Origin of the sequence: Halomonas sp. BN3-1, from assembly GCF_003056325.1 — a bacterium.
Taxonomy (GTDB): domain Bacteria; phylum Pseudomonadota; class Gammaproteobacteria; order Pseudomonadales; family Halomonadaceae; genus Halomonas; species Halomonas litopenaei.
This window is the reverse complement of record NZ_PYVV01000001.1, coordinates 14,207-27,389: the sequence shown is the minus strand read 5'-3', so window position 1 is coordinate 27,389 and position 13,183 is coordinate 14,207. Positions and strand designations below refer to the sequence as shown.

The following is a 13,183-nucleotide window of genomic DNA, read 5'->3' as shown; positions in this document are numbered from 1 at the left end:
GCGGTGACAGCGCCTCGATCAGCCGGTGCGTGCCCCGCGCCGCAACGAGCTTCGCAGCCAGCGGAAGACCGGCGTGGCCTGGAGGATCGACAGCACCGCGATGCCGAGCAGCACCATGGCGATGGGGCTTTCGACGAAGATCATCGGGCTGTTCTGGCCGATCAGCATCGACTGCTGGAAGCTGGTTTCCATCACCGGCCCCAGGATCAGACCGATGACCATCGGCGCCGGTGAGATGCCGGCCTTGTTCATCCAGTAGCCGAACAGGCCGAAGCCGAGCATCAGCCCCACCTCGAACAGACTGTTGTTGATGGCGAAGGCGCCGATCACGCACAGGGTGATGATGGCGCAGGCGACGAAGCTGTCCGGCACCTTGGTCACCCCGACGCACAGCCGGGTGAACATCAGCCCCACCGCCAGCAGGCCGACATTGGCGAAGATCACCGCCCAGATCAGGGTGTAGGTGACATCGCCATAGTCGGTGAGCAGGTTGGGGCCTGGCAGGATGCCCTGGACCATCAGCGCCCCCAGCAGGATGGCGGTGGACGAACTGCCGGGGATACCGAGGGCGATGGTCGGAATCAGCGCGCCGCCGACCACCGCGTTGTTGGCGGCCTCGGGGGCGGCGACGCCGGCGATGTCGCCCTTGCCGAAGCGGCTCTTGTCCTTGGCAAAGCGCTTGGCTTCGTTGTAGGCAAACCAGCTCGCGGTGTCGCCGCCGGTGCCGGGGATCAGGCCGGTAACGATACCGATGCCGCCGGAGCGCAGGATGTTGGGCATCAGCGTGCGCAGCTCTTTCAGCCGCGGCACCAGCCGATCGGTGATCTTGCTGGCCACCTTGTCGCTGTCGTGGGCGTTTTCGATCAGGATCAACGCCTGGGGAATCGAGAACAGCCCGATCAGCGCCACCGTGAATTCGATGCCGGAAAACAGGTTGATGTTGCCGAAGGTCATGCGCGGTGTGCCGGTGATCAGGTCCATGCCCACGGTGCTGAGCAGCAGCCCCATGATGCCGGACAGCAATCCGCTGACGATGGAGCCCTGGGACAGCGAGCCGATGATGGTGATGCCCAGCACGGCGATGGCGAACAGCTCCACCGGGCCGAACTTCAACACCAGCACCCCCAGCAACGGTGCGGCGGTCAGCAGGGCGATACCGCTCATCAGGCCGCCAAAGAAGGAGGCGAACAGCGACACCCCCAGCGCCTTGCCCGCCTGCCCCTGCTGGGACAGCGGAAAGCCGTCGAGCACGGTGGCCGCCGCCGAGGGCGTGCCTGGGGTCCGCAGCAGAATGGCGGCGATGGAGCCGCCGTAGGAGGCGCCGACGTACAGCGAGGCCAGCATGCTGAGCCCCGTCGCCGGGTCCATGGTAAAGGTCAGCGGCAACAGCAACGCCAGCGCCATGGTGGCGGACAGCCCCGGCATGGCGCCGACGAACAGCCCCAGCAGGGTGCCGCCGAGGATCAGCGCAATATTGGTAAAGGTGAGCACGTTGCTCAGCCCCACCATCACAAGCGAGTCGTTCATAGGGTCAGGCTCCAGGTTCGCGCGGGTGCAATGACGACCTCAGCGAAGCCGATCGGTGTGGCGAAGCGCACGACAGGACTTAAAACAACGGTGGCAACAGCGGCACGGGCAGGCCCAGAAAGCCGATGAATACCAGGCAGACCACGGTGATCAGACCGGCGATGCCGATCAGACTGAAGCGCAGCGACACATGGCGCACCAGCCACAGCGACAGGCCCATGAAGGCCGCCGTGGCGACCACATAGCCGAGCCAGGAGATGCTGTAGATGTAGACGGCGGCGAACACGAACACCGCCATCGCCTTGAGCGGCCTGGCGGGCGGCGCGGGCGCGCCATCGCCTTCGGTGAGTTCGCCCTCGGCCAGCTGACTGCCCTCGAGGGTGGGCGCGGCGCTCGACGAGGCCTGAGTCCGCGCGCGGGAATGCGCGGTCAACTCCTGCACGATCATGGCAATGGCGAACAGTCCCACCACCACCGCGTAGATCAGCGGCATCCGCGCCGCGGCGTCGGGATAGCCCAGCGAGGTGACCCCGAACAGCGTGGCCACCCCCAGGGCGAAAAGGCCAAACAGCAGGCGACTGAGTTTCATCAGTATGACTCCCTCGGTCGCTTGCCGACGGGCCTGGCCCGTCGGCAAGCGCACCGATCAACCGTTGATCTCGTCCTTCACGCTGGCCCAGATCTCCTCGAACTGGCCTTCCATGTCCTCGATCATCTGGCGATAGTCGTCGCCGGTCTGGATATCGAGGTTCATGGCCCGCTCCTCGGCGACCTTCTTGAACTCCTCGTTGGTCTTGAGTGCCTCGAAGGCGTCGATCAGCTGCTGGCGCGCCTCCTCGGGGATTCCGGCCGGTGCGCTGTACCCACGTGAGGAACCGGCCACCACCTCGATGCCCTTCTCGCTCAGGGTCGGCACGTCGGGCAGCATCGACAGGCGCTCGCGGGCAAACACCGCCAGCGGCCTCAGGCTACCGGACTGAATGTGCCCGTAGACGTTGCCCAGGTTGTTGAAGCTGGCGTCGATCTGCCCGCCCATGGCGGCGGTGGCCGAAGGTCCGTCACCCTGGAACGGCACCTTCTGGAAGCTGATCCCCGAGGCCTGCTCGATCAGGATGGTGGAGAAGAAGTCATCACCGCCCACGCCGGAGTTGCCCACGGTGATGGTGCCCGGGTTCTCTTCGGCGGCGGCCAGGAACTCCTCCACCGTCTCGTAGGGGCTCTCCGCCGGTACCACGATGATGCCCGGGTCGGTCACCACATTGGCGATCGGGGTCAGCTCGTCCACCGAGTAGGTGATGGTGTCGTTCATGATGTAGTTGGTCATCAGCATCGGCGTATTGGTGATGCTGATGGTGGTGCCGTCGGCCTCGGTCTGCTTGGCCAGGCGGGTCCAGGCGATGGCACCGGTAGCCCCCGGCAGGTACTCGTTGACGAAGTCCACTCCCAGCGACTCGCGCAGGAACGGCTGGGTCAGCTGGGCCAGGGCGTCACTGCCCCCGCCGGCCTTGAATCCCTGCAGCACCTTGATCTCGTCGCCGGCGGAGTACTCCGCCATGGCGGCGCCGGGCAGAAGCAGGGTCGACAGAAGGATGGCGGCGTAAGCTCCACGATGTTTCATGGCTGCACCTCTTGTGCGGTTGTCGTTGTCTTTATCGTTGTCTTGCACTGGTACGTGCGACGGGCGCGGTCATCGCGCACCTGCTCAGGCGCTGTCTCCGAGCGCTGGGCCCTGTCTCAGGACGCTGGGGCGCTGTCTTGGGGCGCTGAGTCGGGGCGAAGGCGCCGGGCACGTCGTGACTGCCAGATTCAACGTAGACGGTCGCCAATAAAATTGTCAATAATCTTGTTAACCATCTTTTCTCGTCCTAACCTAGCTAGCGAACCACGACGCAACGCCCTCCTGCGAAGGGGCTGTTCGGCGCCAGCGATAAAGATACGAGGACCGATCGATGAGCCAGGACTCAGACAACAACCACAACAACGCCACCCGGGGCATGTCCAACCGCCTGACCAACTACGGTGACGCCGACTTTTCGCTGTTTCTGCGCAAGGCGTTCATCAAGGGCATGGGCTATACCGACGATGCGCTGTCGCGGCCGGTGATCGGCATCGCCAACACCTACAGCGGCTACAACGCCTGTCACGGCAACGTGCCGGGGCTGGTCGAGAGCGTGAAGCGAGGGGTGATGCTGGCCGGCGGGCTGCCGGTGGAGTTCCCCACCATCACGCTGCATGAGTCCTTCGCCCACCCCACCAGCATGTACCTGAGAAACCTGATGGCACTGGACACCGAGGAGATGATTCGTGCCCAGCCGATGGATGCCGTGGTGGTGATCGGCGGCTGTGACAAGACGGTGCCGGCCCAGCTGATGGCGGCGGCCAGCGCCGATATACCCACCGTCCAGCTGGTCACCGGGCCCATGCTGTCGGGCTCCCATCGCGGCACCCGGGTCGGCGCCTGTACCGACTGCCGTCGCTACTGGGCGGCCTACCGCGGCCAGGACATCGACGACGCCGAGATCAGCGAGGTCAACGACAAGCTGGTGCCTACCGTGGGTACCTGTTCGGTGATGGGCACCGCCAGCACCATGGCCTGCCTGGCCGAGACCCTGGGCATCATGCTGCCCAACAGCGCCACCGCGCCGGCGGTCTACGCCGACCGCCAGCGCATCGCCGAGCAGTCCGGGACCGAGGCGGTACGGCTGGCCCGTGACGGGGTCACGCCCTCCCAGATCCTGACCCCCAAGGCCTTCGAAAATGCCCTGCGGGTGCTGCTGTCACTGGGTGGGTCGACCAACGGTTTGATCCACCTGACCGCCATCGCCGGTCGGCTGGGCATCGACATCGACCTGGACGCCTTCGATCGCATGAGCCGCGAGACGCCGGTGCTGGTCGACCTCAAGCCCTCCGGCGAGGGCTATATGGAGGATCTGCATCGCGCCGGCGGCCTGCCGACGCTGCTGCGAGAGCTGAAGCCCCTGCTGCACCTGGACACCATGACGATCAATGGTCGCACCCTGGGCGAGAACATCGACGCGGCGGTGCATCTGGTCGAGCAGCCGGTGGTGCGCCCACGCTCCCGTCCTGTCTACGCACAAGGCGGTATCGCCGTGCTGCGCGGCAACCTGGCCCCGGCCGGCGCCATCATCAAGCAGTCGGCGGCGTCTGCGGAGCTGATGCAGCATCGCGGACGGGCGGTGGTCTTTCATTCGCTGGAGGATCTGGCGACGCGCATCGACGATCCGGACCTGGACGTCAACGCCGACGACGTCCTGGTGCTGGCCAACATCGGCCCCAAGGGCGCCCCGGGCATGCCCGAGGCCGGATACATTCCGATCCCGAAGAAGCTCGCCACCCAGGGCGTCAAGGACATGGTGCGCATCTCGGACGGACGCATGAGCGGCACCGCCGCCGGCACCATCGTGCTGCACGTATCGCCGGAGGCCGCCGAAGGAGGAACGCTGGGGCTGGTTCGCGACGGCGACATCATCGAACTCGACGTCTCTGCCAACCGTATTTCGCTGGAAGTGGACGAGCAGACCCTGGAGAGCCGCCGCCAGCAGACCACGGCCCCGCCGCGTGAGCAGCCACCGATGCTCGGCTATCGTCGGCTGTTCATGGAGCAGATCCTGCAGGCCGACCAGGGCTGTGACTTCAAGGTGTGCCGCCCCGAGCCCCACTGTCGCGTGCCGACCCAGGAGTGAGGAAAGTCATTCGAGCCGATGAAGGCGGTGAGCGCTATTGATAGACTGGAGTCGGCGACGGGACCGTCTCGTCGCCGCTTCACCATCGTGATCGCAGAGGATGCGAGATGAGCCAGGTCAGCGTGCAGGACCCTTCCAACAGCACCCGTCGTCCCAGCGCCACCAGCGTGGCGGAGGACATCGTCGGCAGTGTCGAGGAGGACATCGTGCTGGGGCGTCTGCACCCCAGGGAGCGACTGGTCGAGGAGGACCTGATCGAGCGCTTCGACTGCAAGCGCCACGTGGTGCGTCAGGCGCTGTTCCAGCTCGAGAGCATCGGCCTGGTCGAACGCATCAGAAACCGCGGCGCCTTCGTCAAGGCCTACACGCCCGAAGAGGTCGAGCAGCTCTACGCCATGCGTGAGATCCTCGAACTCGCCGGTGTCGACGCCCTGCCACTACCGGCGCCGGAGCAGTGGCTGAGCGAGCTCGAGGACATCCACCAGCGCTACAGCACCGCCGTGGACGCCCATGATCTGCGACGGGTATTCCACCTCAATATCGCCTTTCACCGCACCCTGTTCGCGGCGACCGGCAATCCCTACCTCTACGAGACCATCAACGAGTTCGCCCAGAAGGCCCACGGCATTCGTTTTATCGCCATCGCCGACAGCCACAGCCTGTCCCGGGCGCGCCACGAGCACCAGGCGATGATCGAGGCGATCCGCCAACAGGACCGCCACGCGCTGCGCGAGCTGTGCCGGCAGCACCTGCTGCCCTCCAAGAATCGCTACCTCGAGCTGCATCCTTCCAATCGCTAGGCTTTGACAGCCGTCGCAGGCGCCCTTGGCAACCTCCCAGGACTGGCAGGCAAAAGCCCCGCAAGCCGGTATGGCAAGTCGGGGGCGTCACCTCATCCTTGCTCGCAGGCGCCCTTGGCGACCTCCCAGGACTGACGGATATGATCTTCGAGAAGGTAGCGGGCATCGTGGATACGCCGGTCCAGCGCCAGCTCGACCAGCTCGCCGTGCTGGGCATCGAGGCGGTCACGAATCTCCGGGTTGCCCGGGGCCAGCCGGCGATAGCGATCGAACTGATCGTGCAACTGCTCGATGAAGCGTAACAGCCAGTGCGAACCACAGGGCGCCAACAGGGTGCGGTGAAAACGCTGGTGGGCCTGCTCCCACTGTTCGATCTCGCCCTGGGCCTTGTTGGCCCGCGACAGACGATGGCTGGCGGCCAGCAACTGCGACTCCCACTCGGCGTCACCCTCCTGGAAGGCCTGGGTCAGCGCCATGCACTCCAGCTGCATACGTAGCCGAGAGATATCCTCGAGTTCTTCCGCCGACAGCGGCGGCACCCGGAAGCCGCGCTGATTGTGCTGCTCCAGCAGGCCGTAGGCGGCCAACCGGTTGAGCGCCTCCCGCAGCGGGCTCAGCCCCACCTCGTAGCGCTCTTTCAGCGCGCTGATGGCGAGCTTCTCCCCCGCCGCGAAACGCCCACGGATCAGGTCCTGCTTCAGCGCACTGAACACCTGGCTCGCCGCCGTTTCGCCGCTCGCCGCCACCTCGGCTGGTTGGGAATTGATCATGACAACACTCGCAAATAACAGGCTTGCAGAGTACGTCGGCAATTGACGTTCGCCAAGCGCTGGGCCATAGTTTTTCCAAAATATCGATATTAAATATAGTAGACGATATTTCTTACAACGATCGAGATATTTCTTCCACAAGGGTCGATATCTCTGACAAAACAGGCCCTGGCACAGAATGCCCCGACACAGAAAACCCTGACCCAACAGGGCGGAGCCTGTCCCCTTCACCACAACAACAGCAACGGAACACGCCCATGTCCCAAGACGCTTCCCCTTCGACAGCGCCCGCTGTCTCGCTGTCTGGCCCTCGCCATCTGATTCTGCTCATCGCCGCCATCGGCAGTCTGCTGGTCGGCATCATGGGTCTTGGCATTCCCACCGCGGTGGCGCTGATCGTTGCCGGCGCCATCGCCATGACGCTATGCCTTGCCTGGGGGATCGCCTGGTCCCGCCTTGAAAGTGATCTGCTCAAGGGCATCCAGGCCATGCTGGTGCCCATTCTGATCCTGATGAGCGTCGGCATGATGGTGGGGGTATGGATGCTTTCCGGCACCATTCCTGCCATGGTCACCCTGGGCCTCGAGTCGCTGACGCCGGGGCTCTTTCTGGTCGTGGCCTGCCTGTCATGCTCGCTGATGTCGGTCATGGCCGGGACCTCCTGGGGCACCCTCAGCACCATCGGCGTGGCACTGATGGGGGTCGCGCTGGGACTCGGCATTCCCCCGGCCTACGCCGCCGGTGCCATCGTCACCGGCACCTTCTTCGGCGACAAGCTGTCGCCGCTGTCGGATACCACGGTGATGGCCTCGGCGGTATGCGAGGTCAATATCATCACCCACATCCGCCATATGCTGTATTCGACCCTGCCGGCCTACCTGATCGCCCTGGTGGTCTACGCCTGGCTCGGCAGCGACGTCGCCACCTCCGGGGCGACCCTCGCCGGTGACGGCATGTCGACCCAGACCCAGGCGATCATCGACACCCTGGCCGCCACCTTCAGCGACAACCTGCTGACCCTGTTGCCGCCCCTGGTGGTGTTCGGCTGCATCCTGGCCAAGAAGCCGGTGCTGCCCGCCTTCATGCTCGGCATCTTCAGCGCGGCGCTGATCGGGGTGGTGCTCCAGGGCGCGAGCCTTTCCGAGATCGGTTCCGCCATGAACGCAGGCTTCGTCGCCGATACCGGGGTCGCCATGGTCGACAAGATGCTGTCCCGGGGTGGCCTGCAGGGCATGATGTCCACCGTGGCGGTGCTGATCGCCGCCGCCGTATTGGGGGCCCCGTTCAAGAGTGCCGGCACCCTGGACGCCGCCATCGCCTACCTGGCCCGACGCCACGCCGGACGGCGCCAGGTGCTCGGTGGCTCCATGGCGCTGCATAGCCTCGCCTTTCTGCTGACCGGCAGCTACTACGTGACCTTCTCGCTGCTTGGCCCGCTGCTGCGCCCGCTGGTCGCCAGCAGTGGCAGCCCGACCAGGAACCTGTCACGTATCCTCGAGGACACCGGCACAACCCTGTCGCCGCTGGTGCCCTGGGGCGTCACCGGCGCCTTCACCGCCGCCACCCTGGGGGTCGCCACCGCCGACTTCTTCGTCTATGCCATCCTCTGCTACGGCGCCATCGCCTTCTCGTTGCTCTATGTACTCACCGGCCTGACCCTGGGTCATGGCAGCGACGAGCGCCAGCCGGCCGGCTCCGCCTCCGGGGCCTGATATTCCGCCAGGGCCTGCGTCACCGCTGGATCGCGTCCAAGATGAACATCAAACCCGCCATCATTCTCGGGGCCCGCCTTGCCGGGCCCCGAACCGTTGGATCGCTCTTCAGGGGATTGACGGCCTTTCGAGGGCGCGGCATAGTCGGGTCATAAAATCGATTTTTAACACCAATAACGATTGACCCGATCCAGCTTGGATCAGCGACCTCGAGTCAGCCACCTTGAAGAGAGACGCCATGTCTTCCCAGCGCGCGAACCCCAGCTCCCTGTCCACTCCCTACCCCGATGCCACGCCCTACCCGTCCCGGCGCAGCCCGACCTATTCTCGCGATGGCATGGTGGCGGCGTCCCAGCCCCAGGCCGCGCAGATCGGCCGCGATATGCTTGCCCGCGGCGGCAACGCGGTGGACGCCGCCATCGCCACCGCCGCCGCGCTGACGGTGGTCGAGCCCACCGGCTGCGGCATCGGCGGCGACGCCTTCGCGCTGGTGTGGATCGCCAACGACGATCAGGGCAACGGCGAGCTGCACGGGCTCAACGCCAGCGGCGTGGCGCCCCAGGCGCTGAACCGGGAAGCGCTGGTCGAGGCCGGCCACGACAAGGTCCCGCTCTACGGCTGGACCCCGGTGACGGTGCCCGGTACGCCATCCGCCTGGGCCGAACTGTCGCGCCGCTTCGGCAAGCTGGACTTCAAGACCCTGCTCGAACCCGCCATTCGCCTGGCCCGCGACGGTTTTCCGGTGTCTCCGGTCATCGCCAGCCTGTGGCAGCGCGACACCGCGACCTTCCACAAGCATCTCGAAGGCGAAGCCACCCAGCCCTGGTTCGACACCTTTACCTTCGATGGCCGCGCTCCCGACGCCGGTGAGTGGTTTCGCAACGAAGACCAGGCCAGGTCCCTGGAGGCCATCGCCGAGAGTCAGGCGGAGAGCTTCTACCGCGGCGAGCTGGCCGAGGCCATCGACGCCTTCTCGCGTCGCACCGGCGGCTATCTGCGCAAGGACGACCTGGCGGCCTATCAGCCTGAGTGGGTCACCCCGATCTCGGCCCGCTACCGAGACGTCGACGTCTGGGAAATCCCGCCCAATGGCCAGGGCCTGGTGGCGCTGATGGCGCTGCGCCTGCTCGATGGCTATCCGGCGTCCCACCGCGACGACCCGGAACTGCTGCATCGTCAGCTCGAGGCGATGAAGCTCGCCTACACCGACGGCAAGACCCATATCAGCGAGCCACAGGCCATGACCTACACGGTCGAGGAGCTGTTGTCCGACGCCTACACCGAGGCCCGTCGCGAGCTGATCCAGGACGCGGCCATCGACCCGCAGCCGGGCAAGCCCAGGGCCGGTGGCACCGTCTATCTGGCCACCGCCGACGCGGACGGCAACATGGTGTCCTTCATCCAGAGCAACTATCACGGCTTCGGTTCCGGCATCGTGGTGCCGGGAACCGGCATCGCCTTGCAGAACCGCGGCCACGACTTCAGCCTCGACGAGAGTCACGACAATGTGCTCAAGCCCGGCAAGAAGACCTTCCACACCATCATCCCGGGCTTCCTGACCCGAAACGGCAAGGCGTTGGGGCCCTTTGGCGTGATGGGTGGCTTCATGCAGCCCCAGGGCCACGTCCAGGTGGTGATGAACCTGGTCGACTTCGGCCTCAACCCCCAGTCGGCGCTGGACGCACCGCGCTGGCAGTGGATGGGCGGTCGCACCATCGGTATCGAGCACGGCTATCCGGCACCGCTGGTACGTGCCATGGCGGCCCGTGGTCATCGCATGCAGGTGGATACCGACAGCCGCAGCTACGGCCGTGGCCAGGTGATCCTGCGTGACCCCGAGACCGGCATCTACTGTGGCGGCACCGAGCCCCGCACCGACGCCACCATCGCGGTGCTCTGACCCATGAGCGTACAAGCTTCGCTATTTGCCGCCTTCTTTCGCATCGGCATCTTCGGCTTCGGCGGCGGTCCGTCGATGATTCCGCTGGTCCACCAGGAGGTGGTCAAGCGCCACGCCTGGATGGACGACGACGCCTTCGCCGATGTCCTGGCCATCGGCAATACCCTGCCGGGGCCCATCGCCACCAAGATGGCCGGCTACATCGGCTATCGGGTCGGCGGGGTGTTCGGCGCCATCAATGCGGTGGTGGCGGTGATCGTGCCGGTGATCTTCGCCATGATCGCGCTGCTCGGCCTTTACAGCCGCTACGGCGACCAACGCTGGGTGCAGGGCATGGGGCTGGGCGTGGTGCCGGTGGTGATGGTGATGATGGCCCAGCTGACCTTCGATTTCTTCCAGAAGTCCCGGGCCGGGCTCGGCGTGGTCGCCACCCTGGTCATGGGAGTGGCCGCCGGTGGCCTGATCTATGGTCTTGGCGTACACCCTGGGCTGATCATCGGCGCCATTCTGATCGCCGCTCTGCTCAGGCCCGAGAAGCCCCGCAACGCCCCTGAAGGAGGTCGCTCCTGATGATCTACTGGCAGCTGTTTCTGGCCTTTTTCATCCCCAATATCGTCGGCTACGGCGGTGGGCCCGCGATCATTCCGCTGATCGAGAACGAGGTGGTCGGCACCTATGGCTGGATGACCCATCAGGGCTTCGCCGAGACGCTGGCGCTGGGCAATGCCCTGCCGAGCCCCATCGCCACCAAGATGGCCGGCTACATCGGCTATGAGGTAGCCGGCGCCGGCGGTGCCATGGTGGCGGTACTGGCCACCGTCGGACCCTCGCTGCTGCTGATGCTGGCGGCCCTGGGCACCCTCTATCGCTACCGTGACTCGATCAAGGTCAAGTCCATGAGCCAGTGGGTCCGTCCTGTCGTCATGGTGCTGATGGCCTACCTGACCGTCAGCTTCCTCAAGGAGGGCATGGCGACCTCGGGCCTGGTGCACACCCTGATCATCGCCGCTGTGGCAGCACTGCTGCTGCTCAAGACCCGCGTACACCCGGCCCTGGTGGTGTGCTTCGGGCTCGGCTACGGCGCCCTGCTGCTGGGCTGAGAGACGACACGACACCACCGATCCATCCACAACAACACGCGTGACCTTCGATCCACCCATAACAATCAACCCGACCATCCATCCCAACAATCACAGACAAAAGCCCTCAACGCACAGGACAATCCCATGACCCTGCACCGTACCCCGTCAAAGACCGCTCTTTCCCGCCGCTCTTGCACCCGGACCGCGCTGGCCCTGGTGGTCTCTGCCTCCGCCCTGGCCGCCGCCAGTGTGGCCGTGGCCCAGGACGCCTACCCTGACAAGCCGGTGGAATTCATCGTGCCCTGGTCGCCGGGTGGCGGCAGCGACACCCTGATGCGCCTGGTCGCCAACCACGCCGAATCCCAGCTTGGTCAGCCGATCCCCGTGATCAACATGCCCGGGGTCAGCGGCACCACTGGCCTCAAGGAACTGTCCCGGCGTGACGCCGACGGCTACACCATCGGTCAGGTCCACGAAGGTCTGATGGTGGCCCACCACACCGGCCTGACTCCGCTCAACTACGATGACTTCGAACCGGTGGCCGGCGTCACCCAGTCGCCCCAGTACCTGACGGTTCCTGCCGGCGCGCCCTACACCACCTTCGAGGAGTTCGTCGAGTACGCCAAGGCCAATCCGGGTGAGGTCCGCTTCGGCGTGACCCTGGGCGGCGTGCCGCATATCCACGCCGCCATGATGGAAGAAGCCGAAGACCTGCAATTCCGCTACGTCGGCTTCGAGGGCACCGGCTCGCGCATCCGCGCCCTGGTCGGCGGCCACATCGACGCCGCCATCGGCGACATCTCCTCAAGCGGCGAGTTCGTCAAGAACGGTGACCTGCGATTCCTGGCGGTGGGCAGCGAGGAGCGCCAGCCCGAAGCGCCGGACGTACCGACCTTCACCGAGCTCGGCCATCCTGAGCTCAAGCTGAACATCATTCGCGGCATTCTGGCACCCAAGGGCACCCCGGAAGAACGCATCGACACCCTGGCCGAGGCCTTCGAGGCCATGAGCCAGGACGAGGCCTTCGCCCAGTCGGTACACAACGCCGGCGCCAGTGTGGTGTTCGAAGGCCCCGAGGCGTTCGCCGAGTACCTCGAGACCAGCAACGCCACCATCGAGCGTCTGTCAGGGAAGCTTGCACGATGAGCCAGAGCACCACCGACCGCTCCCCTTCCGGGGAGCGGCACGCCCCGGGCCGGGGTGGTCCCCTGGCCCATATGCTGTTGAACATCGCCCTGGCGGCGCTGTTCACCGCGCTCTTTGTCAGGGCCCAGGCGCTGCCATCGTCGATGTGGGAACCACTGGGTTCGGGCAGCTTCCCGCGGCTGGTACTGGCGGCGCTGGTGGCATTGAACCTGGCCATCGCCTTCAAGGAGGCGCGTGCCTTCCTGCGCCAGAGCGCCGGTGAGCGCGGCCAGGTCGGCGCCTGGATCTGGCGTCACCGGCTGGCCTTCGCTGTGCTGGCGCTGTTTGCGGTGTACATCATCGCCCTGCCCTGGCTGGGTTTCAGCCTGGCCTCGCTGGCCTTCCTGCTGGCGGGTCAATGGCTTCTGGGCGCGCGCTCGCTCAAGGCCCTGGCCATCGCTGTGGTGGTCGCCCTGGTGTTCTCGCTTGGGGTCGACACCCTTTTCCGCGACGTCTTCGTCATCAGCCTGCCCCGCGGCCTGTTCGGCTGAGGCGGCAACGAC

Annotated in this window: 12 protein-coding genes; 8 read left to right on the top strand and 4 right to left on the bottom strand. The window is 65.7% G+C overall.

Annotated features, from left to right (window positions below):
• Positions 1–18: 18 nt before the first annotated feature.
• From C9F12_RS00120 to C9F12_RS00110, 3 genes are all read right to left on the bottom strand, one after another.
• On the bottom strand, positions 19–1,527 hold the full coding sequence (locus C9F12_RS00120; protein ID WP_045993329.1) for a tripartite tricarboxylate transporter permease: 1,509 nt from the start codon (positions 1,525–1,527) through the stop codon (positions 19–21).
• A gap of 79 nt (positions 1,528–1,606) precedes the next feature.
• Positions 1,607–2,116 (bottom strand): tripartite tricarboxylate transporter TctB family protein, encoded by a 510-nt coding sequence (locus tag C9F12_RS00115; protein ID WP_108447594.1) that lies wholly within the window; start codon positions 2,114–2,116, stop codon positions 1,607–1,609.
• Positions 2,117–2,173: 57 nt separating this feature from the next.
• Positions 2,174–3,145, bottom strand: a complete 972-nt coding sequence (locus C9F12_RS00110) for a tripartite tricarboxylate transporter substrate binding protein (RefSeq protein WP_108447593.1) — start codon at positions 3,143–3,145, stop codon at positions 2,174–2,176.
• Positions 3,146–3,476: 331 nt separating this feature from the next.
• On the opposite strand from C9F12_RS00110, the gene C9F12_RS00105 reads away from it, so the two are divergent.
• Positions 3,477–5,231, top strand: a complete 1,755-nt coding sequence (locus C9F12_RS00105; RefSeq protein ID WP_108447592.1) for an IlvD/Edd family dehydratase — start codon at positions 3,477–3,479, stop codon at positions 5,229–5,231.
• Between the two features lie 107 nt (positions 5,232–5,338).
• Positions 5,339–6,031, top strand: coding sequence for a GntR family transcriptional regulator (locus C9F12_RS00100; RefSeq protein ID WP_108447591.1), 693 nt, complete (start codon positions 5,339–5,341; stop codon positions 6,029–6,031).
• Between the two features lie 92 nt (positions 6,032–6,123).
• On the opposite strand, the gene C9F12_RS00095 is transcribed toward C9F12_RS00100, so the two are convergent.
• Positions 6,124–6,801, bottom strand: coding sequence for an FCD domain-containing protein (locus C9F12_RS00095; RefSeq protein WP_045993333.1), 678 nt, complete (start codon positions 6,799–6,801; stop codon positions 6,124–6,126).
• A gap of 257 nt (positions 6,802–7,058) precedes the next feature.
• On the opposite strand from C9F12_RS00095, the gene C9F12_RS00090 reads away from it, so the two are divergent.
• The 6 genes from C9F12_RS00090 (at position 7,059) to C9F12_RS00065 (ending at position 13,171) form a co-directional block, all read left to right on the top strand.
• A complete protein-coding gene (locus tag C9F12_RS00090) occupies positions 7,059–8,513 on the top strand; it encodes a Na+/H+ antiporter NhaC family protein (RefSeq protein ID WP_108447590.1) in 1,455 nt (484 codons plus the stop codon).
• A 238-nt stretch (positions 8,514–8,751) separates the two neighbouring features.
• Positions 8,752–10,413: a gamma-glutamyltransferase family protein gene (locus C9F12_RS00085; RefSeq protein WP_108447589.1), complete on the top strand. Its 1,662-nt coding sequence runs from the start codon at positions 8,752–8,754 to the stop codon at positions 10,411–10,413.
• A gap of 3 nt (positions 10,414–10,416) precedes the next feature.
• Positions 10,417–10,983, top strand: coding sequence for a chromate transporter (locus C9F12_RS00080; RefSeq protein ID WP_108447588.1), 567 nt, complete (start codon positions 10,417–10,419; stop codon positions 10,981–10,983).
• Complete coding sequence (locus C9F12_RS00075) at positions 10,983–11,513, top strand: chromate transporter (RefSeq protein WP_045993337.1); 531 nt, start codon at positions 10,983–10,985, stop codon at positions 11,511–11,513. Before C9F12_RS00080 ends, C9F12_RS00075 begins: the two co-directional genes overlap by 1 nt.
• A gap of 126 nt (positions 11,514–11,639) precedes the next feature.
• Positions 11,640–12,641, top strand: a complete 1,002-nt coding sequence (locus C9F12_RS00070) for a tripartite tricarboxylate transporter substrate binding protein (protein ID WP_108447587.1) — start codon at positions 11,640–11,642, stop codon at positions 12,639–12,641.
• Positions 12,638–13,171, top strand: coding sequence for a tripartite tricarboxylate transporter TctB family protein (locus C9F12_RS00065; RefSeq protein ID WP_108447586.1), 534 nt, complete (start codon positions 12,638–12,640; stop codon positions 13,169–13,171). Before C9F12_RS00070 ends, C9F12_RS00065 begins: the two co-directional genes overlap by 4 nt.
• Positions 13,172–13,183: the final 12 nt, after the last annotated feature.

Bases quoted from the DNA above. Each gene is read 5' to 3' on its own strand.
- C9F12_RS00070 (WP_108447587.1), top strand. From the start codon at position 11,640: ATGACCCTGCACCGTACCCCGTCAAAGACCGCTCTTTCCCGCCGCTCT.
- C9F12_RS00085 (WP_108447589.1), top strand. From the start codon at position 8,752: ATGTCTTCCCAGCGCGCGAACCCCAGCTCCCTGTCCACTCCCTACCCC.
- C9F12_RS00115 (WP_108447594.1), bottom strand. From the start codon at position 2,116: ATGAAACTCAGTCGCCTGCTGTTTGGCCTTTTCGCCCTGGGGGTGGCC.
- C9F12_RS00095 (WP_045993333.1), bottom strand. From the start codon at position 6,801: ATGATCAATTCCCAACCAGCCGAGGTGGCGGCGAGCGGCGAAACGGCG.
- C9F12_RS00080 (WP_108447588.1), top strand. From the start codon at position 10,417: ATGAGCGTACAAGCTTCGCTATTTGCCGCCTTCTTTCGCATCGGCATC.
- C9F12_RS00065 (WP_108447586.1), top strand. From the start codon at position 12,638: ATGAGCCAGAGCACCACCGACCGCTCCCCTTCCGGGGAGCGGCACGCC.
- C9F12_RS00100 (WP_108447591.1), top strand. From the start codon at position 5,339: ATGAGCCAGGTCAGCGTGCAGGACCCTTCCAACAGCACCCGTCGTCCC.
- C9F12_RS00105 (WP_108447592.1), top strand. From the start codon at position 3,477: ATGAGCCAGGACTCAGACAACAACCACAACAACGCCACCCGGGGCATG.
- C9F12_RS00110 (WP_108447593.1), bottom strand. From the start codon at position 3,145: ATGAAACATCGTGGAGCTTACGCCGCCATCCTTCTGTCGACCCTGCTT.
- C9F12_RS00090 (WP_108447590.1), top strand. From the start codon at position 7,059: ATGTCCCAAGACGCTTCCCCTTCGACAGCGCCCGCTGTCTCGCTGTCT.
- C9F12_RS00075 (WP_045993337.1), top strand. From the start codon at position 10,983: ATGATCTACTGGCAGCTGTTTCTGGCCTTTTTCATCCCCAATATCGTC.
- C9F12_RS00120 (WP_045993329.1), bottom strand. From the start codon at position 1,527: ATGAACGACTCGCTTGTGATGGTGGGGCTGAGCAACGTGCTCACCTTT.